This window comes from Enterobacter sp. C4G1 (assembly GCF_052886895.1).
On record NZ_JBQVVV010000001.1, the window covers coordinates 2815143 to 2835491 of the forward strand.

The 20349-nt window shown below is 56.4% G+C and carries 18 protein-coding genes and 1 pseudogene; 8 read left to right on the forward strand and 11 right to left on the reverse strand.

Features of this window, described 5'->3' with window-relative positions; translation table 11 throughout:
- Nucleotides 1-227 precede the first annotated feature (227 nt).
- Nucleotides 228-401 carry a general stress protein gene (locus tag ACT9TW_RS13495; RefSeq protein ID WP_014069705.1) on the forward strand — a complete coding sequence of 58 codons (174 nt, stop codon included), beginning with the start codon at nt 228-230 and terminating at the stop codon, nt 399-401.
- 116 nt (nt 402-517) lie between these two features.
- Nucleotides 518-1438 carry a DMT family transporter gene (locus ACT9TW_RS13500; protein WP_182060396.1) on the forward strand — a complete coding sequence of 307 codons (921 nt, stop codon included), beginning with the start codon at nt 518-520 and terminating at the stop codon, nt 1436-1438.
- Between the two features lie 110 nt (nt 1439-1548).
- Here the strand turns inward: ACT9TW_RS13500 and rutG are convergent, their stop codons facing one another.
- The 8 genes from rutG to ACT9TW_RS13540 all read right to left on the reverse strand — a co-directional run bounded on the left by rutG (nt 1549) and on the right by ACT9TW_RS13540 (nt 7742).
- A complete protein-coding gene (gene rutG / locus ACT9TW_RS13505; RefSeq protein WP_182060397.1) occupies nt 1549-2877 on the reverse strand; it encodes a pyrimidine utilization transport protein G in 1329 nt (442 codons plus the stop codon).
- 21 nt (nt 2878-2898) lie between these two features.
- Nucleotides 2899-3393 (reverse strand): NADH-dependent FMN reductase RutF, encoded by a 495-nt coding sequence (rutF, locus tag ACT9TW_RS13510; protein WP_436353366.1) that lies wholly within the window; start codon nt 3391-3393, stop codon nt 2899-2901.
- A 9-nt stretch (nt 3394-3402) separates the two neighbouring features.
- Entirely contained in the window at nt 3403-3993 is a 591-nt protein-coding gene (locus ACT9TW_RS13515) for a malonic semialdehyde reductase (protein ID WP_182060399.1), read from the reverse strand.
- 9 nt (nt 3994-4002) lie between these two features.
- Nucleotides 4003-4803: a pyrimidine utilization protein D gene (gene rutD, locus ACT9TW_RS13520; RefSeq protein ID WP_446492641.1), complete on the reverse strand. Its 801-nt coding sequence runs from the start codon at nt 4801-4803 to the stop codon at nt 4003-4005.
- Nucleotides 4804-4810: 7 nt separating this feature from the next.
- Nucleotides 4811-5197: a pyrimidine utilization protein C gene (gene rutC / locus ACT9TW_RS13525; RefSeq protein ID WP_014069711.1), complete on the reverse strand. Its 387-nt coding sequence runs from the start codon at nt 5195-5197 to the stop codon at nt 4811-4813.
- An 11-nt stretch (nt 5198-5208) separates the two neighbouring features.
- The gene (gene rutB, locus ACT9TW_RS13530) at nt 5209-5901 is read right to left on the reverse strand and encodes a pyrimidine utilization protein B (RefSeq protein WP_182060402.1); all 693 of its coding nucleotides are present in this window, start codon (nt 5899-5901) and stop codon (nt 5209-5211) included.
- Entirely contained in the window at nt 5901-6992 is a 1092-nt protein-coding gene (gene rutA, locus ACT9TW_RS13535) for a pyrimidine utilization protein A (protein ID WP_182060403.1), read from the reverse strand. The genes rutB and rutA overlap by 1 nt, the downstream gene beginning before the upstream one ends.
- 285 nt (nt 6993-7277) lie before the next feature.
- Nucleotides 7278-7742 (reverse strand): SymE family type I addiction module toxin, encoded by a 465-nt coding sequence (locus ACT9TW_RS13540; protein ID WP_446492642.1) that lies wholly within the window; start codon nt 7740-7742, stop codon nt 7278-7280.
- A 426-nt stretch (nt 7743-8168) separates the two neighbouring features.
- On the opposite strand from ACT9TW_RS13540, the pseudogene ACT9TW_RS13545 reads away from it, so the two are divergent.
- The 3 genes and pseudogenes from ACT9TW_RS13545 to rutR all read left to right on the forward strand — a co-directional run bounded on the left by ACT9TW_RS13545 (nt 8169) and on the right by rutR (nt 10537).
- Nucleotides 8169-9300 (forward strand): annotated as a pseudogene (locus ACT9TW_RS13545) (DUF6883 domain-containing protein).
- Between the two features lie 8 nt (nt 9301-9308).
- Nucleotides 9309-9533, forward strand: coding sequence for a DUF4926 domain-containing protein (locus ACT9TW_RS13550; RefSeq protein ID WP_446492643.1), 225 nt, complete (start codon nt 9309-9311; stop codon nt 9531-9533).
- A 365-nt stretch (nt 9534-9898) separates the two neighbouring features.
- Nucleotides 9899-10537, forward strand: coding sequence for an HTH-type transcriptional regulator RutR (gene rutR / locus ACT9TW_RS13555; protein WP_446492644.1), 639 nt, complete (start codon nt 9899-9901; stop codon nt 10535-10537).
- Between the two features lie 530 nt (nt 10538-11067).
- On the opposite strand, the gene ACT9TW_RS13560 is transcribed toward rutR, so the two are convergent.
- Nucleotides 11068-11469 carry a lysozyme inhibitor LprI family protein gene (locus tag ACT9TW_RS13560; protein WP_446492714.1) on the reverse strand — a complete coding sequence of 134 codons (402 nt, stop codon included), beginning with the start codon at nt 11467-11469 and terminating at the stop codon, nt 11068-11070.
- Nucleotides 11470-11570: 101 nt separating this feature from the next.
- Nucleotides 11571-15530 carry a trifunctional transcriptional regulator/proline dehydrogenase/L-glutamate gamma-semialdehyde dehydrogenase gene (gene putA, locus ACT9TW_RS13565; RefSeq protein ID WP_446492645.1) on the reverse strand — a complete coding sequence of 1320 codons (3960 nt, stop codon included), beginning with the start codon at nt 15528-15530 and terminating at the stop codon, nt 11571-11573.
- A gap of 422 nt (nt 15531-15952) precedes the next feature.
- Here putA and putP point away from each other — a divergent pair, with 422 nt between their 5' ends.
- Nucleotides 15953-17461, forward strand: a complete 1509-nt coding sequence (gene putP, locus ACT9TW_RS13570; protein WP_446492646.1) for a sodium/proline symporter PutP — start codon at nt 15953-15955, stop codon at nt 17459-17461.
- A gap of 116 nt (nt 17462-17577) precedes the next feature.
- Nucleotides 17578-17997, forward strand: coding sequence for a DUF3574 domain-containing protein (locus ACT9TW_RS13575; protein WP_446492647.1), 420 nt, complete (start codon nt 17578-17580; stop codon nt 17995-17997).
- 82 nt (nt 17998-18079) lie between these two features.
- Here the strand turns inward: ACT9TW_RS13575 and ACT9TW_RS13580 are convergent, their stop codons facing one another.
- A complete protein-coding gene (locus ACT9TW_RS13580) occupies nt 18080-19264 on the reverse strand; it encodes a NupC/NupG family nucleoside CNT transporter (RefSeq protein ID WP_446492648.1) in 1185 nt (394 codons plus the stop codon).
- A gap of 251 nt (nt 19265-19515) precedes the next feature.
- On the opposite strand from ACT9TW_RS13580, the gene efeU reads away from it, so the two are divergent.
- Nucleotides 19516-20349 carry an iron uptake transporter permease EfeU gene (gene efeU / locus ACT9TW_RS13585; RefSeq protein WP_394118961.1) on the forward strand — a complete coding sequence of 278 codons (834 nt, stop codon included), beginning with the start codon at nt 19516-19518 and terminating at the stop codon, nt 20347-20349.

Genomic DNA, 20349 nt, shown 5'->3' on the forward strand with positions numbered 1-20349 from the left:
AATTCCGGAATGATAAGAAAGGCTTATTGATAACCGCGCCGCCCGTCCTGGCGAATGCGGGGGATCATGTTGCAGAATATTACCGTTTAGGCTCGCGACAGAGGCTTTCCACTAAGCTTAGTGTCACGCGACGTAAAAAGTGGCACGGCCATTCGTCGTCAGGTGAAAGAATCCTCTTTTACTGAATGCAGTATGATGTTGAATGTTTCACACCCTGGAGGTTAGAGATGGCAAACCATCGTGGTGGTTCAGGTAATTTCGCTGAAGACCGTGAAAGAGCATCAGAAGCAGGTCGTAAAGGTGGCCAACACAGTGGGGGTAACTTTAAAAATGACCCTCAGCGTGCATCTGAAGCAGGTAAAAAAGGGGGTAAAAACAGCCACGGCAGCAGCAATAAGTAATACGCCGGGTTGATCCTCTGCCGCCGGGGCTCCCGGCGGTTTTTTTATTTCTGCAACATTGAACTGTAACCAAAGGCAACGCACACTACAGAATTGACCTTTATTGCTGGTGCACCATGTCGTCTTCTCGTTTCAAATTCTCCGTAAAACCGCAGGAAGCCATCCTCATTCTGATCACCATGTTCTGGGGCGGGACGTTTCTGGCCGTCCAGTATGCGGTCACCCTGAGCGATCCGTTCTTCTTTGTCGGCCTGCGTTTTGCCACCGCGGCGATTGCCGTGGCGCTGATTTCACTGAAAACCTTACGGGGGTTGACGCTTAAAGAGCTGAAGGCCGGTGTGGCGATTGGTATTGCCATTGCGATGGGCTACAGCCTGCAAACCTGGGGCTTGCAGTCTATCTCCAGCAGTAAATCGGCGTTTATCACCGCGATGTACGTGCCGCTGGTGCCGCTGCTGCAATGGCTGTGTCTGGGCAGAATGCCGGGGCTGATGTCCTGTATTGGCATTGTGCTGGCGTTTATCGGCCTGATCCTGCTGGCTGGGCCCGGCGATAACCTGCTGGCGTTGGGGCCGGGCGAGATGATTACCCTGGTGGGCGCGGTGGCGATTGCTGCGGAAATTATTCTGATCAGCGCCTGGGCCGGGAAGGTGGACGTGAAGCGGGTGACTGTTGTGCAACTGGCGACCGCATCGCTGGTGGCGTTTGTCGCCATGGTACCGGCGGGGGAATCTGTGCCGCCGATGTCTACCGGGCTTGTGGTGGTTGCTCTGGGGCTTGGGATCTTCAGCGCCATTATTCAGGTGACGATGAACTGGGCGCAGCGCAGCGTTTCCCCGACGCGGGCAACGGTTATCTACACCGGTGAGCCGGTCTGGGCGGGCGTGTTCGGGCGCATTGCCGGGGAGCGTTTACCGCTGCTGGCGCTGGTGGGTGCGGCCTTTATTGTTGCCGGGGTACTGGTGAGTGAGTTAAAGCTAAAAAAACGACGTAAGGCAATAGCCGGGTTGGGCGCTGAACAAGGGGCAGATAGCTAACAACGCTCATGCTGCCCGTTTTGCCCGGCGGCGCTTCGCTTGCGCGGGCCTACATGCCCATTGTAGGCCGGGTAAGCGTAGCGCCACCCGGCAAGAAAGCGGCACTTATTTCAGGTTGAGGGGGTGATGGCTTCCGCTTGCGCTTCATCCACTTTCCCGCGGCTTAGCAGGGCGTTTAACAAAATAGCGCCAAACGTCGCCGTACCAATCCCGCCAATGGTAAACCCGCCCAGCGTCAGGGCAAAATCACCCGCGCCGAGCACCAGCGTTACCGCCACCATAATCAGGTTGCTGTTCAGGCTAAGATCGACCCGGTGTTGTACCCAGATACGCGCCCCGGCTACGGCTATCAACCCAAACACCACAATGGATGCCCCGCCAATCACCGGCGCCGGAATGGTGTGGATCAGCGCGCCAAATTTCGGTGAAAAGCCTAACAGCATGGCAATCACGGCCGCCGCGACAAAAACCAGCGTGGAGTAGACTTTGGTTACCGCCATCACGCCGATGTTTTCGGCGTAGGTTGTGACACCGCTGCCGCCAACAGAGCCAGAGAGCATGGTCGCCAGCCCGTCACCGACAAACGCGCGCCCCATGTACGGGTCCATATTGCGCCCGGTCATCCCGGCAACCGCTTTCAGGTGGCCTAAGTTTTCAGCGACCAGGATCACCGCCACGGGGGCGATCAGCATCATCGCCTGTCCGCTGAACACCGGAGAGGTAACCTGCGGCAGGCCGAACCAGGCGGCGTTGTGGATCAGGGTAAAATCGACCGGTTTGCCAAAGCCGAACACGTTCGCCAGCAGGGCATAAACCAGACACGCCACAATCAGCCCGACCAGGATCAGCAGGCGCTGGATCATGCCGCGCGTGAACACCGCCACCAGGCCGATGCACAGCACGGTGATCACCGCCATCCAGCTTTCAAACGGTGAGCCAGAGACGCTTTTGACCGCAATTGGGGCGAGGTTCAGGCCGATGGCCATCACCACCGCGCCCGTTACCACTGGCGGCATCATCCGCTCAATCCAGCGCGTGCCGGTTTTCATCACCACCAGGCCAATCAGGGTATAAACCAGCCCACAGGCAATAATGCCGCCGAGGGCCACGCTCAGGTTTGGGTTGATCCCCTGGCCGTTAAACCCGGTGGTGGCAATTACCACGCCCACAAAGGCGGCGCTGGAGCCAAGATAGCTGGGCACGCGCCCGCCAGTGACAAAAAAGAACAGCAGGGTACCGATACCCGACATCAGAATGGACAGGTTGGGATCAAGCCCCATCAGCATGGGCATCAGCACCGTGGCGCCAAACATGGCTACCGCGTGCTGCACGCCCATCACCAGGGTCTGTGCTACAGGGAGTCTCTCATCCGGCGCGACCACGCCGCGTTCTGAAGAGGTCGATTTCAACTGCCAGTGGGGAAATCCGAACATTGCCATGAGCTGTCTCCTTAAGGAGGGTTAACAGGCGGGTCGCAGGAGCGCGTGATAGCCGCGGTCAAACCATACCAACCCCTGCGGCGCGGGGTGGCGAACTATCGAAACAATGTCGCAAAACAGGATGTCGTGAGTGCCCACGCTGACCACCTGGCTGATGCGACAGTCAAACGAGGCCAGCGCATCTTCAAGACGCGGGCAGCCTGTTTCGCCGGTCTGCCAGCGGGCGGCGGCGAAGCGTTCGTCCATCGGCGTTTTGCCACCGAACAGGTTAGAGAGCGGCTCTTGCCCGGCGCTGAGCGTGTTGACGCACAGGGTGCGATTCTCGCTAAACGTCGGCCAGACGGATGCCCCGCGATTCAGGCACACCAGCAGCGTGGGCGGTGAGTCGGTGACGCTGCACACGGCGCTGGCGGTGAACCCGGCCATGCCGGCGGGGCCGTCGGTGGTGATGATATTGACCGCCGCACCCACGCAGGCCATCGCATCGCGAAAGGTTTGTTTATCCGGTGTGTTCATCCTCACTCCTTATGCCAGACCACAGGCATCTTCAAAGGCCAGACGCGGCAGGCGCCCGTACAGTTTGCTGCTGTCGCCATAGCCGATGTTGATCAGCAGATTGCTTTTCAGTGCGGTGCCGGTGAAAAAGGCATCGTCCACTTTTTGCCGGTCGAAGCCGGACATCGGCCCGGTATCCAGCCCCAGCGCGCGACAGGCGAAAATCAGGTACGCCGCCTGCATGGCGCTATTGCGAAAGGCCGTCTCTTCGGCAAGGGCCGGGCTTGAGGTAAACCAGCTCCGGGCATCGCCGTGCGGGAACAGGGTGGGCAGGCGCTCGTAAAATTCTCCGTCCCAGGCCACGATGGCGGTGACCGGTGCGGTAAGGGTTTTCTCCAGATTGCCGCTGGAGAGCGCCGGGCGAAGCTTCTCTTTTCCTTCGGCGCTTCTGACAAACACAATCCGCGCTGGTGAACAGTTGGCGGAGGTGGGACCCCATTTCATCAGGTCGTACACTTCCCGCAGCAGCGCATCGCTGACCGGAAGATCCTGCCAGCCGTTATGGGTGCGCGCCCCGGTGAATAACGTATCCAGCGCAGTGGGGGTAATGGCTTCGCTCATTGTGGCTCCTTACAAAGCGGGTTCAGGGCTGTGCAACAGGCTGGCAAGCCCGTTCAGCAACAGGGTGTTAAAGGTGTCGGGTTCGGTCACGTTGCAGGCGTGCCCGCCCTGGCGCATCACCACCTTCTGGCTGCCGGGAAGTGCTGCCTGCAATTCTGATGAACAGACCGAGGGGACCAGCAGGTCGTCCGCAGAACAGATGATGTGCACCGGGCAGCGAATGCGCGCTGCGTGGCGGCTAAAGTTGGCCTGTTTTAGCGCGGTTAAGCGGCGCAGCAGGTTGTGTTTGCCCTGAAAATGGGCCAGCGCCAGAGACTCTTCGGCTTCCATGCGCGGTGCGCGGGCGGCCATCCAGTCTGCCGGATAGAGAAACAGCGGCTGCGCTTCCACCCACGCCTGCGCGCCCCCGGCGTGGAGCAGACGTTCGCGGATCTGAAAACAGCGACGGGTATGGGCATTCAGCGACAGCCAGCCGTTGACACACACCAGGGCGGTGACGGCATCGGGGTTATCCAGCGCCAGTTGCAGGCCAATCAACGCCCCCAACGCGTGGCCCACCACGCAATAGCGTGAGATCCCCGCGCTGGCCAGCGCCTGTGCAAGCTCCTGCGCCATCTCGGCCATGCAATACCCTTCGGGCAGGGTGTCCGGGTTATTGCCCGTTCCCCGCTGGTCGTAGCACACCACCTGGTACTCCTGTTCCAGCCGCGCAAGCTGCGGCAGCCAGTAGCTGCTGCCGCCGCCCAGCCCGGCTATCAGTACCACGGCGGGCGCGCCGTCATACGGGGGCGCTGATACAGAGAGTTTCATGGCAGCCTCACTTCGCAATGTGCGCGACAGTGGCGATTTCAACCAGCGCGTCTGGCTTCACCAGCCCGCACTGGATGCAGAACCGCGCCGGTTTATCGCCCGGGAAGAACTCGGCGTAGATTTCGTTAATCGCGGCGTAGTTTTTCCAGTCGGTGATAAAGATGCTGTTGAAGGTCACGTCCTCCATCGTGCCACCTGCGGTTTCGATCACGCCTTTGATCGTTTCCAGCACGTGACGCGTTTGCGCCTTTGGGTCGTTGATAAACACCACGTTGTTGTCTTTATCAAACGGCAGCGTGCCGGAGACATACACCACGCCATCGGCAAGCGTGCCGGGCACGAACGGGGCGATAGGGGTGCTGGTGCCCGGTGGAATAATCACGGATTTTGGCATTGTGGCGCTCCTCAGGCGATACGGGCTAATGACGGCGGATTAAGGGCATCGCAGAAATCGGCGACGTTACTCACCCAGCCAAAAAAGGTTTCGATGTTGAACAGGGCCGCTTTCTGGGCGAATTCCGGCCCGGCCTGGTGGGTGGCGTCTTCCAGCACCACGCCGAAATATTCGAGGAAAAAGCCGTCGCGCAACGTGGACTCCACGCAGACGTTAGTGGCAATACCGGTAAAGACCAGATGGCGGATGCCCCGGCTGCGCAGCAGGCTGTCGAGCGGGGTGTTGAAAAAGCCGCTGTAGCGCGGTTTGGGCAGCACGATATCGCCTGTCGCAGGAACCAGTTCATCGACCAGCTGATAATCCCAGCCGCCTTTCGCCAGCAGCTTGCCCTGTAATTCGGGCTGCTTGCGCATGGTTTTCAGGGCGTTGGATTTGTGGAAATTAGGTGAGCCGGGGCCGCCGGCTTCCACGTACTGATCGTCCCAGCCGTTCTGGAACCAGATAATCAACATGCCCGCCGCGCGTGCGGCAGCCACGGCGGTTTTGATGTTCTCAATCACCGGCTTCGTGGCGGAAACATCAAACCCGGCCAGATCCAGATAACCGCCCTGGCTTGCGTAAGCGTTTTGCATATCCACCACAATCAGCGCACTGCGCTGGGCGTCGAAGGTGATGGCTTCCGGGCGAGCGTCAAGCGTGGTCATTACGCAACCTCCTTCGTAATCGCGGGAATGTGGGCGCGGCACTGCATCAGCGGCTGAATACGTTCGCCGAAGGTTTCAACGCCCATCAGGAAATCGTCAAAGGTGAGCAGGACGCCTTCAGCGCCTGGCACTGCGGCCACTTCATCCAGCATTCTGGCGACATTTGCATACGAACCAACCAGCGTGCCCATGTTGATGTTCACGGCGGAGGTCGGGTCAGCCATCTGGCGGACGTTGGTATCTGAGCCGGAGCGGGTATCTTTCTGGCTCTGTTCGGTGAGCCAGCTCAGCGCTTCTTCGTCGGCCCCGGCTTTATACAGTTCCCATTTGGCGCGTGCGGCGTCGTCGGTTTCATCGGCAATAACCATAAACAGCACGTAGGAGCCCACATCGCGCCCGGTTTTGTCGGCGGCTTCTTTCATGCGTGCCGCCGTGGGGGCGAAGGCCGCCGGGGTGTTAACCCCTTTGCCAAAGCAGAAGTTGAAATCAGCGTATTTCGCGGAGAACTCCATGCCCGCATCGCTCTGCCCGGCGCAGATCACTTTCATTGGCACGGACGGCTGCGGGCTGACGCGACAGTCGTTCATGGTGAAGTAGTCGCCTTTAAAATCGCTTTTTCCGGTGCCCCACAGGTCGCGCAGTACCTGCACGTACTCGGTGAGGTACTCATAGCGGCGCGAGAAATATTCGTCGCCCGGCCAGATCCCCATCTGGTCGTATTCCGGTTTTTGCCAGCCGGTGACCAGGTTGACGCCAAAGCGGCCGCCGGAGATGGAATCGATGGTGGAGGCCATTCGCGCCACAATCGCCGGGGGCAGGGTGAGGGTGGCGGCGGTGGCGTAAATCTGGATGCGGGACGTGACTGCCGCCAGCCCGGCCATCAGGGTGAAGGACTCCAGGTTGTGATCCCAGAATTCCGTCTTACCGCCAAAACCACGCAGCTTGATCATCGAGAGCGCAAAATCGAAATGGTAGTGCTCCGCTTTTTGCACGATAGCCTTATTCAGCTCGAAGGTCGGCTTGTACTGCGGGGCGGTGGTAGAGATTAGCCAGCCGTTGTTACCGATAGGGACAAATACGCCAATTTTCATCACGAACCTCTCTTCATCTCTGTGTGGGGTGAAAGTCAGACGTGGCGCTGCATCCTGCATATCCTGTTCAGCCTCGTGAAAAGGGTTTTGCAAAGGGGATGCCAGTTTTTAAAATGGCTTTGTTATTAAGGTGTTAACGCAAGGTTGGCGAATTGAGTGCAAATAAAGTGGACTAAATGGTCAAAAGAAATGCACACAAAGCAGGCAACGGTGCGCGATGGCGGTGCAGGGGCGAGGAGGGAATGCAGCACGATCCCGGTGCGGGCCGGGATCGCAGGTTAGCGTTTATTGTGGCTTAACAGCCCCGTTCATGCGTTTCGGCTCTGGCAGATCGCCCGTATCATTCAGCGCCCCCGGGAACGTCGACAGCCACGCTTTCACCTTCTGTTTATTGGTATGCACTGCGCTTAACCCTTCTAAACATCCCCACAGCTCGCGGCTATTCTGCGGGGTGATCACAATGCAATCCGGCATCACGCGGATTTTAACCGCGCGGCCATACGCAAACCCGGCGCGGGACAACCAGTCACCAGACAGCGGCAGATAGTTATGCTCCATGCGCGTATACAGCTCACCGCATGATGTACCCACTTCATCCCGTGCATGAACACGCCCGGAATGGGTTGGCTCCCCGTGCAAGTCCCGCGGGTTCTTTTTGCGTACCTGCTCGCGAATTTCTTCACCATTTTCAAATACTGCATTTTCCGTTTGGGCAACAGCCCGCTCTGGCATAAAATTCTTCGCAGCCATATTCAACTCCCTAATAGTTGTTTGTGGTTAGCGGTATATAAGGTGGTGGTACACCTTTATACCGCGATCTTGGTTATCTACTTCTCTCTATAAAACTCACTGTTTGTGGTGGGTGGCTTCACTACGCTGATTATACCCTTATGGATAAAAACACAGGGGTAAAAATGTCGGGGAAATGGTGAAAATGCGAGGAGGGTCGAGGAAAGAGCTGGGGTTGAGGTGAAGGTCCGCTGTGAGCGAGAAGCGGACATTGGCAAGGTCTTACTTACATCGTGGCGTTTTGAGCAGTAATAGTGCGCCGGAGCGCCGCTGACTCTTCCTTCCAGCAAACCCAAACTAGCTAAACCACAAAAACTAATCCGTTTGATTTTTCGCCGCTTCAAAGAGAGAATCCATATCAAATATATGGAATAAGGAAGAAATGGAATGTTCACTCTTTACCTGAGATGGGATGCAGAGCGAGAACTGGCTCCAGGTGATATTCAGTTCATTCTGTCGCCACGAGATGCGCTGAATATGGCGAGCATCTATTTACGAACTGGATTATCTGGAATACGACCAGCGCAACCGCATTCTGCCTCACAGTGTTCCGAAGCGACGGGGAGGGGTCTACCACCGATACGCGACACAACCCTACAAACGAAAGCGTCTTACTGAATACGACGGACTCTATGATGAGGTGAAATGGAATCTGGAGCACGGCTGGATGGTTGGCGTTGATACCAACGAAAAATGGGAGCACTTCCGCAATCCGTTTTATTTCGATGATGACAGTAATCTGATTTATGACTGCTTCATGGATACCTACAGCGAGGGTTTTCAGCAGGCAGTGCGTCAAATCTACGAATATAGCCTCAACGAGCAGCAGGGAAAAAAGCCGCCTCCGACCATTAAACATCACTACTCCGATGCCCCTATACAGCGCGCTCAGCCGGATAAAACTATTAACAGTAAAGCTGCCGGGAGGCTTTTGGCGGCTGGCGGTGTCTATAATGGCAACATTGAGGGATTCCATCAGGCCGCAGAACAACTCGGTGGTGATGCGCCAGCGGGTTACGATCAGGTCATGGACAACAAGGGATTACTCATTACTGCCGCTTCGGCAGCAGCCGTGCTGACGATGGGAAAAGTTAATGTCACTGGAGAACTAGAAGAGCTATCCTCATTAAGCAAAATCCCAACGTTTGAATCTCCTGCTTTAAAAGGGTTTACCTCAGAGTCAGGGACATTACTGAATGCTGAACACGCCGTTGTAGATCACAGAAAGCTATCTACTTACTCTTTAGACCCTAGTCATCCAACTGGAGGGCATAAAGCGAGGGTGTTCCAGTCAGCGCTGGGTTATAACCCTACGAATGCTGACATTTTAGGTGCGCGAATTCAGGAGGGGGTATTGTCGGCGCCAGCGAAGATGCTAGAACCAATTAATTTTGGGCAAAAAATGGCTGTAGACATGCCAATTTTAGGGATAAATGGCGAAACAGCGACTGTCCGAACGGGCTGGATCTATGAAACAGATTCGTTAGTACCAAGGCTAACCACTATTTTTGTGAAATGAGAGAGCTAATGATGAAACGAGCCGAACTTGATGTGGTAGTTTTAGCTGAAGACTTGCCTGGGGAAGGCTTAGCAAAAGGGATGGTCGGGACGATAGTCGTTGTATTTGAAAATCCGACACTAGCTTATCTAGTTGAATTTTGTGATGAAGAAGGCCGAACAATTGCTTTACCCGCATTGTTACCAGACCAGGTGATTGATTATCTTCCGCCAGAGAGAGCCGATGTACCATAACACCCGCTGTACGGTTTGAGGGAAAAGTTCGCATTCCAACTGCGGGCTTAAAGCAATGTCTGTCAGGTGCTCCGAGGCTAGAGGGTGAGGGCGAAAACGCGAATAGGCTTTTTCTAATACTGACCGTTGCGGCCCATGAAACCTCAAGACGGATATGTGCGGTTTAAAGGGGGCCTTCCCACCCTCAATTAAAATTAAATGTATTTACGCGAGAAACTTTTCTTGTCTACACTACTGATATAACTATTTAGTCCAAACCCAGCTTGGGCTAACTCTTTCCCCCATCGATTTCGCACACCCCCCCAAAATGTCGAGACACCTCCCCGCATTTGCTATGCTATGGCAAACCAATAAGGAGAGCGCAGATGACACAAGGTGCAGTGAAAACACCAGGTAAACGTTCGCAGGCGGTGAGTGCGAAAAAGCAGGCCATTCTGGGCGCGGCGCTGGATACGTTTTCGCAGTTTGGCATCCACGGCACGCGGCTGGAGCAGGTGGCAGAGCGGGCAGGGGTGTCAAAAACTAATCTGCTGTACTACTACCCGTCAAAAGAGGTGCTCTACGTTGCGGTGCTGCAACAGATCCTCGATATCTGGCTGGCGCCACTCAAGGCGTTTCGCGAAGAGTTCACCCCGCTGGTGGCGATTAAAGAGTACATCCGCCTCAAGCTTGAGGTATCCCGCGACTACCCGCAGGCATCGCGCCTGTTCTGCCTTGAGATGTTGCAGGGCGCGCCGTTGCTGAAAACCGAGTTAACAGGGGATTTAAAACAGCTGGTGGACGATAAATCGGCGATCATTGCCGGGTGGGTCGCCAGCGGCAAGCTGGCACCGGTAGAGCCACATCATCTGATCTTTATGATTTGGGCCTCCACTCAGCACTATGCTGACTTTTCGGCCCAGGTCGAAGCGGTGACCGGCAAAACACTTCAGGATGAAACCTTCTTCCAGGACACGCTGGAAAACGTGCAGCGGATGATTATCGAAGGGATCCGCGTTCGCTAGTTCCCCTCATCCTCACCCTCTCCCACAGGGCTGAGGGTTCCCCAGTAATTTTTGTCTTTATTCAGCGATGATATTACGCCATTGAAATAAAAGGCTTACAGCGGTGTCATGGTCCGGCTGAAAATCGCCGAAGCGTTTACGGAAGGCCGGGGCGACGCGCATGGATGCGCGGCGAGGGCGGCTTTACAGGGACGTTTCATCCGCCCGTCCCCGATTAGCCTGGAGCAAATGCTGAGGACAAAATTGCCGGGAGCAATTTTGGACAGCGCTCGCGCTGGCCCCGAAGGGGTGAGCCCCAGGGATGGGGCGAACAATTCGCGAAGCGACGATTTTCTTGCCGGGAGCCCGGGTCGCCAGGGTAGCGGCGGTGAGCTACCCTGGCACGTTCACCGGTATTGTGGTGACAGAGTAGCAAGGAACATAAAGTGAACGGAATGACCACCACAGCCGTATGTTCCCCCTCACCCCAACCCTCTCCCAAGGGGAGAGGGAGTTGTCCGTGCTCGTATTTTTGTGGGGATCCCTCGTCCCTATTGGGAGAGGGCCGGGGGAAGAGGGCAGCTCAAATCGCCTTCTTCACACTGCATCATGGAAGCCAGATACGCTTCGCGCTCGACGGTTTTCTCCGTCATACACTGGTTGATGATCATGGGCTGCACGCTGCCGCCCTCTGTACCCGACCCGACAAAAGCACAATCCGCATCACGCAGGGCTATCCACGCCAGCTGTGCCTTCTTTAACAGCTCACGCTGTGGCGCTGCCGCACGTTTCATGGCGGCCTGGTAAGTCTGGTTGAGCTTCTTGTCTGCCGCCTGGTATTGCGATCCCGTGCAGGTGTTCAGCTCAAGCTGCGTGCTGGCGTTGCCGCACTCATCCGCCAGTGCGCTGGTGCTCAGCAGTAACGCGCCTGCGGCAATCAGTAATCGTTTCATCATTTGCTCCCTGTAAAAAAGCCGGATGCGCTGCGCTTATCCGGCCTGTGGTGACAGATGTCGCCCCGGTAAGCTTAGCGCCACCGGGGGATTTTACACGATTAACCGATGGTCATCAGGCTGGCGTTACCGCCTGCGGCCGCGGTGTTGACGCTGAGTGAACGCTCAACGTACAGGCGCTCCAGCAGCAGGTTGGTTTCGCCACGGGCAAAGCCCTGCACCGACACAATCGGCCCACGACGCGCCGCCACCTGTTCGCACAGTTCGCGCAGCTGGTCGGAATCACCGTGGTAGATAACCGCTTCGAAGTCCTGGCTGAGCAGCTCATCAGCTTTCGCAAAGTGGATACGCCCAGACACCGCTTTCGGCAACTGCTTCGCCAGGTCGCGGTGCAGCCCATCTTCCGGCCACAGCACTTCACAACCCGTTGCCGCTGCGGCTGCCAGCTGTACCAGTGCATCCTGCTCGTTATCCGCCACGCACAGCACACGCTCACGTGGCATCAGCGTCCAGGTGTTGCGCTCGCCGGTTGGCCCCGGCAGCAGACGCTGCGTACCCGCCTGCGCCAGCTCGCCGTACTGCTGAGCGATAGCACGCAGTTCAGGACGTTTTTCCGCCCAGGTAATCAGGGCTTCCAGCGGCTGGGTCAGCACGGCTTTCAGCTGTGCATCCACTGGGCGTTCTGCATCCTGACGCGCCAGCGTCACACCCAGCGCATTTTCCGGGCGGTTGGCCAGCAGGCGATACAGGTACAGCGGGCCACCGGCTTTCGGACCAGTACCGGATAACCCTTCGCCGCCGAACGGCTGCACGCCGACCACGGCACCCACCATGTTGCGGTTCACGTACAGGTTGCCCACTTTGGCGCTGCCGGTTACCTGGGCAATGGTTTCGTCGATACGGGTATGCACGCCGAGCGTCAGACCATAGCCAGAGGCGTTGATCTGCTCGATGAGCTGATCCAGGTTGTTACGGTTGTAACGCACCACGTGCAGCACCGGGCCAAAGACCTCTTTTTTCAGTTCATCGAAGCTTGCCAGCTCAATCAGCGTTGGCGGAACGAAGGTGCCGGTCTGCCATTCGCGGGCGTCTTCACTGTTTTCACGCACGGCCTGGAACACCGGGCGGCCTTTGGCGCGCATCGTCTGAATGTGGTTTTCGATGTTGCCTTTGGCTTCTTCATCAATCACCGGGCCAATATCCGTGGTCAGGCGACCCGGGTTACCCATGCGGCATTCCGCCATGGCACCACGCAGCATTTTCAGCGTGTGGTCTGCCACGTCATCCTGCACACACAGCACGCGCAGCGCGGAGCAACGCTGACCTGCGCTGTCGAAAGCAGAGGCCAGTACGTCAACCACCACCTGCTCGGTGAGGGCGGATGAATCAACAATCATGGCGTTCATCCCGCCGGTTTCCGCAACCAGCGGCGTCGGGCGACCCTGTGCATCCAGGCGCGTGGCGATGTTACGTTGCAGCAGCGTCGCCACTTCGGTCGAGCCGGTGAACATCACGCCGCGCACGCGGTTATCGGAGGTCAGTTGTGCACCCACCGTTTCACCACGGCCAGGCAGCAACTGCACCACGCCCGCCGGAACACCGGCTTCGAGCAGGATGTTAATCCCCTGGGCTGCAATCAGCGGGGTCTGTTCCGCTGGTTTAGCCAGCACGCTGTTACCGGCGGCAAGTGCGGCCGCAATCTGGCCGGAGAAGATCGCCAGCGGGAAGTTCCACGGGCTGATACACACCACCGGGCCAAGCGGGCGGTGCGTTTCGTTATCAAAATCATCGCGAACCTGGCCCGCGTAATAATGCAGGAAGTCCACCGCTTCGCGCACTTCGGCAATGGCGTTGCTGAAGGTTTTACCTGCTTCACGCACCAGAATACCGATAAGCTGCTGCATCTGATCTTCCATCAGCACGGCAGCACGCTCAAGGATGGCGGCACGCTCCTGCGGCGGAGTGGCGAACCAGATTGGCGCGTTATTCACGGCGCTGTCGATAGCCTGAGACACTTCCTGCTCGCTGGCTTCACGCACGTAACCGACCACATCTTTCGGCTCTGCCGGGTTAACCACGGGCTGCATTTCGCCATCAGCCACTGGCTGCTCGAGAATAGGTTTGGCCTGCCATTTATGCAGCGCGCTGTTGAGCAGGGCAGAAGAGAGCGACGCCAGACGGTGTTCGTTTGCCAGGTCCAGGCCCGACGAGTTCACGCGGCCCTGGCCATACAGCTCGCGCGGCAGGGCAATTTTCGGATGCGGCAGACCCAGCTGACCTTCCTGAGCGGCCATTTTCTCAACCGCCTGCACCGGATCGGCAACCAGCTCATCCAGCGGCAGCGTGGTGTCGGCAATACGGTTAACGAATGAGGTGTTCGCGCCGTTTTCCAGCAGACGACGCACCAGGTACGCCAGCAGGGTTTCGTGCGTGCCTACCGGGGCATAAATACGGCACGGACGGTTCAGTTTGCCATCCGCCACTTTACCGGTGACCTGCTCGTACAGCGGTTCACCCATACCGTGCAGGCACTGGAACTCGTACTGGCCCGGATAGTAGTTCTGCCCGGCCAGGCTGTAGATAGCCGCCAGAGTGTGGGCGTTGTGGGTGGCGAACTGCGGGTAAATCAGGTTCGGCACGCCAAGCAGTTTTTTGGCGCAGGCGAGGTAAGACACATCGGTGTACACCTTACGGGTATAGACCGGATACCCTTCCAGGCCATCCATCTGCGCACGTTTGATTTCGCTGTCCCAGTACGCGCCTTTCACCAGACGGATCATCAGGCGACGACGGCTGCGGGTTGCGAGGTCAATCAGGTAATCAATAACGAACGGGCAGCGTTTCTGATAGGCCTGAATCACAAAGCCAATGCCGTTCCAGCCTGCCAGCTCCGGTTCGAAGCACAGTTTTTCCAGCAGATCGAGGGAGATCTCCAGGCGGTCGGCTTCTTCGGCGTCAATGTTGATACCAATGTCATACTGACGCGCCAGCAGGGTCAGGGACTTCAGACGCGGGTAGAGTTCGTCCATCACGCGGTCGTACTGGGCGCGGCTGTAGCGCGGGTGCAGGGCAGACAGCTTAATAGAGATGCCCGGGCCTTCGTAAATTCCACGGCCATTGGAGGCTTTACCGATAGCGTGGATCGCCTGCTGGTAAGACACCATATACGCCTGTGCATCGGCGGCGGTCAGGGCCGCTTCGCCCAGCATGTCGTAAGAGTAACGGAAACCTTTGTCTTCCAGCTTACGGGCATTCGCCAGCGCTTCAGCAATGGTTTCCCCGGTCACGAACTGTTCGCCCATCAGGCGCATCGCCATGTCCACACCTTTGCGGATCAGCGGTTCACCGCTCTTGCCGATGATGCGGTTCAGGGAAAGAGAGAGGTTGGCTTCGTTATGGGTAGACACCAGCTTGCCGGTAAACAGCAGGCCCCAGGTGGCGGCGTTAACGAACAGCGACGGGCTGCGGCCAATGTGTGACTGCCAGTTACCGTTGCTGATTTTGTCGCGGATCAGCGCATCGCGGGTGGCTTTATCCGGAATACGCAGCAGCGCTTCCGCCAGGCACATCAGCGCCACGCCTTCCTGTGAGGAGAGCGAAAACTCCTGGAGCAGGCTCTGTACCATACCGGCGCGGCCAGAGGCAGTTTTCTGGTTACGTAGCTTTTCAGCAAGCTGATACGCCAGCTTGTGCGCCTGAGTGGCGATGGGTTCCGGCAGGCGGGCCTGCTCCAGCAGCATAGGGACGGCGTCGGTTTCGGCGCGGCGGTAGGCTCCGGTGATCGCGGCGCGGCTCACGGACTGCGGCAGGATCTGCTCGGCAAATTCGAGGAACGGCTGGTGGTTCTCTTCGGCGGCGGCAGATTCTTCGCTTTCATTGGCCGCACCGCTCAGCAGGGCTGGCAGCTCTGGTAATTCGTCTTCGTTTTCCAGTCTTTCCAGATAATTAAAAATTGCCTGCTTAATTAACCAGTGCGGTGTGCGGTCAATGCGGGTTGCTGCAGTTTTAATCCGTTCGCGGGTTGCGTCATCCAGCTTAACCCCCATGGTGGTCATGCCCATGCCAAAACTCCTGTTGTTCTGTGTTCGTGTTCTGTTGATAGCGTGAAATATCCACCATGTTGCAACTTTGTGCAACCGTGTTAAATGTGACACGGTTTGCAAGCTTGGAAATGAATGGATTGTTAATGGATGGTTAGCTGGAAAAAATAGCTGGCTTATGGTGTGAAAGCCTGTTTTTATGCGGCACTTAACACTTTTGAAAGGTGCAACCCGTAAAAGCGTGAGCGAGTGCAACCTATACGAAAGACGTATAAAACCAGGGATGAATTTGATGTAAATGCAGTGTTAAATCGTTTGTGTGCGAGCACTGCTTCCGGCAGGATACGCGCGGCCAACAGAAATACACATCATCATCACCCCGTTCCGGTGGTGTAATAAAAGACAGCCGGGAAGGTTGTCGATCAAATTATTGGAGTCTTTAAATGGCAATTAGCACACCGATGCTGGTGACATTTCTTATCTATATTTTTGGCATGATCCTGATAGGTTTTTTGGCCTGGCGATCAACGAAGAACTTTGACGACTATATTCTGGGCGGGCGCAGTTTAGGGCCGATGGTAACCGCACTCTCTGCGGGCGCATCGGACATGAGCGGCTGGCTGCTGATGGGCTTACCGGGTGCGATTTTCATCTCTGGTATTTCAGAAAGCTGGATCGCGATTGGCCTGACCGTGGGCGCATGGATTAACTGGAAGCTGGTGGCGGGCCGCCTGCGCGTGCATACCGAGGCGAACAACAATGCCCTGACCCTGCCGGATTACTTCTCCGGGCGCTTTGAAGATAACAGCCGCGTGCTGCGTATTATCTCGGCTCTGGTTATCCTGGTGTTCTTCACCATCTATTGTGCTTCCGGCATTGTGGCCGGTGCGCGTCTGTTCGAAAGCACCTTCGGCATGAGCTATGAAACGGCGCTGTGGGCCGGTGCGGCGGCGACGATCCTGTATACCTTCGTGGGCGGTTTCCTGGCAGTGAGCTGGACTGACACCGTACAGGCGAGCCTGATGATCTTCGCGCTTATCCTGACGCCAGTGATTGTGATTTTCACCGTCGGCGGCTTTGCGGACTCCCTGGAAGTCATCAAACAAAAGAGCATCGAAAACGTCGATATGCTGAAAGGACTGAACTTTGTCGCGATTGTATCGCTGATGGGTTGGGGCCTGGGCTACTTTGGTCAGCCGCATATTCTGGCGCGCTTTATGGCCGCTGATTCTCACCACACCATTGTTCATGCGCGTCGTATCAGTATGACCTGGATGATCCTCTGCCTGGCAGGGGCGTGTGCGGTAGGCTTCTTCGGTATCGCGTACTTCAACAATAACCCGGCGCAGGCGGGTGCGGTGAACCAGAACGCCGAGCGCGTGTTTATCGAACTGGCGCAAATTCTGTTTAACCCGTGGATTGCCGGTATTCTTCTGTCGGCGATTCTGGCGGCGGTGATGTCGACCCTGAGCTGCCAGCTGCTGGTGTGCTCCAGTGCCATTACGGAAGACCTGTACAAAGCGTTCCTGCGTAAAGATGCGAGCCAGAAAGAGCTGGTGTGGGTAGGGCGCTTTATGGTGCTGGTGGTGGCATTGATTGCCATTGCGCTGGCGGCCAACCCGAGCAACCGTGTTCTGGGCCTGGTAAGCTATGCGTGGGCGGGCTTTGGTGCCGCGTTTGGCCCGGTAGTGCTGTTCTCGGTACTGTGGTCACGCATGACCCGTAACGGCGCGCTGGCTGGCATGATTATTGGTGCGGTGACGGTTATCGTCTGGAAACAGTTCGCGTGGCTGGGCCTGTACGAAATCATCCCTGGCTTTATCTTCGGCAGCGTCGGGATCGTGGTGTTCAGTCTGCTGGGTAAAGCACCGTCTGCGGCGATGCAAAAACGCTTTGCAGAAGCGGACGCGCATTACCACACGGCACCGCCATCTAAGCTGCAACCTGAGTAATCACACACTCTACCTCCTGTAGGCCGGGTAAGCGCAAGCGCCACCCGGCTTTTTCTTGCAAATTTTCCAGAATTACGTTGATATCGCTGCACTTATAACAATGAGGATAGCGAAGTATGACAATCAAAACAGGGCTTATGGTGGCGGCACTTTTCATGCTGGCAGGCTGTAATGCACCCGCGCACAACACCGCAGACACCACCTGCAAAGTGGATAACCAGATGCAGCAAACCACGCTCTATTTCGGGCTGAGCCGCCCGGCAGGGAAAGACATTACCGGCCAGGAGTGGCAGCAGTTTGTTGACCAGGACGTAACCCCGCGCTTTCGCGATGGCCTGACGGTATTTGATGCCCGTGGGCAGTGGCTGGGTAACGACGGGAAAGTGGCGCGTGAGCAGAGCAAGGCGCTGATGCTGATCCACGGTAAGGATGCCGTGAGTGAGCAAAATATCGAAGCGTTACGTGGGCTCTACAAGTCACGCTTTGCGCAGGAATCGGTGATGCGTGTCGATCAGCCGGTGTGCGTACAGTTTTAATGAAAAACGGCGGGGAAACCCGCCGTTGTTGTTTCGTAGGCCCGTGCAAGCGAAGCGCCGCCGGGCACAAACGGCTCAAAAATTACAACACTAATCCCGCAAAGCTCGCCGACAGCAAACTGACCAATGTTGCACCGTACACCAGACGCAACCCGAAGCGGGACACGGTGTTCCCCTGCTGTTCATTCAGGCCCTTAATGGCGCCCGCAACAATGCCGATAGAAGCAAAGTTGGCGAAAGAGACCAGGAACACGGACAAGATACCCAGACCGCGCGGGGTCATCTGGTGCGCAATTTTTTGCAGCTCGATCATCGCCACAAATTCATTGGCAACCAGCTTCGTGGCCATAATACTGCCCGCATTTAAGGCATCACTCAGTGGAATACCAATCAGCCACGCCAGAGGATAAAACACATAACCCAGGATCTGCTGGAAGCTCATACCAAATACGCTGGAGAACAGGGCGTTGACCGCGCTAATAAGCGCGATAAAGCCAATCAGCATAGCCAGAATAATCATCGCCACTTTAAAACCGGCCAGAATATACTCACCCAGCATTTCAAAGAAGCTCTGGGATTCGTGCATTTTTTCCAGTTTGATATCCGGCTCCGCTTCCGGGCGCACCGGGTTGATGACGGAGAGAATAATAAAGGTGCTGAGCATATTGAGAATGAGCGCCGCGACGACAAATTTTGCATCCAGCATGGTCATATACGCGCCGACAATCGACAACGACACGGTAGACATCGCGGTGGCGGCCATTGTAAACAGACGGCGGGAGGAGAGGTCGCCCAGGATACCTTTGTAAGCAATGAAGTTTTCAGACTGCCCGAGGATCAGTGAACTGACGGCGTTAAAGGACTCCAGTTTCCCCATCCCGTTCACTTTCGACAGCAACGTACCGATAATCCGAATAAACACCGGCAGAATTCGCCAGTGCTGGAGAATACCAATCAGCGCGGAAATAAAAACAATCGGGCAAAGAACGCCAAGGAAAATGAAGGCCAGCCCTTTTTCACCCATTCCACCAAAGACGAAGTTCGTCCCTTCGGCGGCAAATTTAAGCAGCGATTCAAAGAAGCCAGAGACATATTTAATCAGGAAAAGACCGCTTTCGGCATGAAGGAAAAAGAATGCCAGGGCAATTTCAATAATAATAAGCTGTAAAACGAAGCGAATACGAATTTTTCGGCGGTCAAAACTCACCAGCCAGGCAAGCGCAAGAATAATCACCAGCGCCAGCAGGAAGTGGATAATATTATACATGGTTAGTTTTCAGTTGGTTTTCGAGTCACATATTTAGCCACAGCTGTGTTTAACCGTAAATGGGCATTTACGTTATAAGTTATAAACACAACGATAACGACGGAAACTATTAACAGGCGAGCAGTTTACATCTCTTCATCAAAACACAACACATTTCGCTTGTGTTTCTCTTCTCCGTAATGATAATCACTATCACAAGAATTTACCTTTCTTTGCATCAGTTGACTGCGATTAACAATTAAGGTGTCGGCATGTTTGTTCCATTTCTCATTATGTTACGTGAAGGCCTTGAAGCTGCCTTAATCGTGAGTCTTATCGCAAGCTACCTGAAGCGAACCCAGCGCGGACGCTGGATTGGCGTGATGTGGATTGGCGTTTTCCTCGCCGCGGCGCTCTGCCTTGGGCTTGGCATCCTCATCAACGAAACCACCGGTGAGTTCCCGCAGAAAGAGCAAGAGCTGTTCGAAGGCATCGTTGCCGTTATTGCGGTGGTGATCCTGACCTGGATGGTGTTCTGGATGCGCAAAGTGTCCCGTAACGTGAAAGTTCAGCTGGAGCAGGCGGTCGATAACGCCCTGCAAAAAGGCAACAACCACGGCTGGGCGCTGATCATGATGGTCTTTTTCGCCGTTGCGCGTGAAGGCCTGGAATCGGTCTTTTTCCTGCTGGCTGCGTTCCAGCAGGATGTGGGGATCTGGCCGCCGCTTGGCGCCATGCTGGGGTTGGCAACGGCGGTGGTACTCGGTTTCCTGCTGTACTGGGGCGGTATTCGCCTGAACCTGGGCGTGTTCTTCAAGTGGACGAGCCTGTTTATTCTGCTGGTTGCCGCAGGGCTGGCCGCGGGCGCAATCCGCGCCTTCCACGAAGCGGGGCTGTGGAACCACTTCCAGGATGTCGCGTTTGACCTGAGCAATGTGCTCTCTACGCACTCCCTGACCGGAACCCTGCTCGAAGGGATCTTCGGGTATCAGGAGACGCCGAGCGTCAGCGAAGTGGCAATGTACTTTATCTATCTGGTTCCGGCGCTGGTGCTGTTTGCGCTGCCGCCGCGTGCCCGCACCCAGACGTCGCATCCCGCGCCGTAA

Coding starts and splice junctions, on each gene's coding strand:
- ACT9TW_RS13495 (WP_014069705.1), top strand. CDS start 228: ATGGCAAACCATCGTGGTGGTTCAGGTAATTTCGCTGAAGACCGTGAA.
- ACT9TW_RS13500 (WP_182060396.1), top strand. CDS start 518: ATGTCGTCTTCTCGTTTCAAATTCTCCGTAAAACCGCAGGAAGCCATC.
- rutG (WP_182060397.1), bottom strand. CDS start 2,877: ATGGCAATGTTCGGATTTCCCCACTGGCAGTTGAAATCGACCTCTTCA.
- rutF (WP_436353366.1), bottom strand. CDS start 3,393: ATGAACACACCGGATAAACAAACCTTTCGCGATGCGATGGCCTGCGTG.
- ACT9TW_RS13515 (WP_182060399.1), bottom strand. CDS start 3,993: ATGAGCGAAGCCATTACCCCCACTGCGCTGGATACGTTATTCACCGGG.
- rutD (WP_446492641.1), bottom strand. CDS start 4,803: ATGAAACTCTCTGTATCAGCGCCCCCGTATGACGGCGCGCCCGCCGTG.
- rutC (WP_014069711.1), bottom strand. CDS start 5,197: ATGCCAAAATCCGTGATTATTCCACCGGGCACCAGCACCCCTATCGCC.
- rutB (WP_182060402.1), bottom strand. CDS start 5,901: ATGACCACGCTTGACGCTCGCCCGGAAGCCATCACCTTCGACGCCCAG.
- rutA (WP_182060403.1), bottom strand. CDS start 6,992: ATGAAAATTGGCGTATTTGTCCCTATCGGTAACAACGGCTGGCTAATC.
- ACT9TW_RS13540 (WP_446492642.1), bottom strand. CDS start 7,742: ATGGCTGCGAAGAATTTTATGCCAGAGCGGGCTGTTGCCCAAACGGAA.
- ACT9TW_RS13550 (WP_446492643.1), top strand. CDS start 9,309: ATGATGAAACGAGCCGAACTTGATGTGGTAGTTTTAGCTGAAGACTTG.
- rutR (WP_446492644.1), top strand. CDS start 9,899: ATGACACAAGGTGCAGTGAAAACACCAGGTAAACGTTCGCAGGCGGTG.
- ACT9TW_RS13560 (WP_446492714.1), bottom strand. CDS start 11,469: ATGAAACGATTACTGATTGCCGCAGGCGCGTTACTGCTGAGCACCAGC.
- putA (WP_446492645.1), bottom strand. CDS start 15,530: ATGGGCATGACCACCATGGGGGTTAAGCTGGATGACGCAACCCGCGAA.
- putP (WP_446492646.1), top strand. CDS start 15,953: ATGGCAATTAGCACACCGATGCTGGTGACATTTCTTATCTATATTTTT.
- ACT9TW_RS13575 (WP_446492647.1), top strand. CDS start 17,578: ATGACAATCAAAACAGGGCTTATGGTGGCGGCACTTTTCATGCTGGCA.
- ACT9TW_RS13580 (WP_446492648.1), bottom strand. CDS start 19,264: ATGTATAATATTATCCACTTCCTGCTGGCGCTGGTGATTATTCTTGCG.
- efeU (WP_394118961.1), top strand. CDS start 19,516: ATGTTTGTTCCATTTCTCATTATGTTACGTGAAGGCCTTGAAGCTGCC.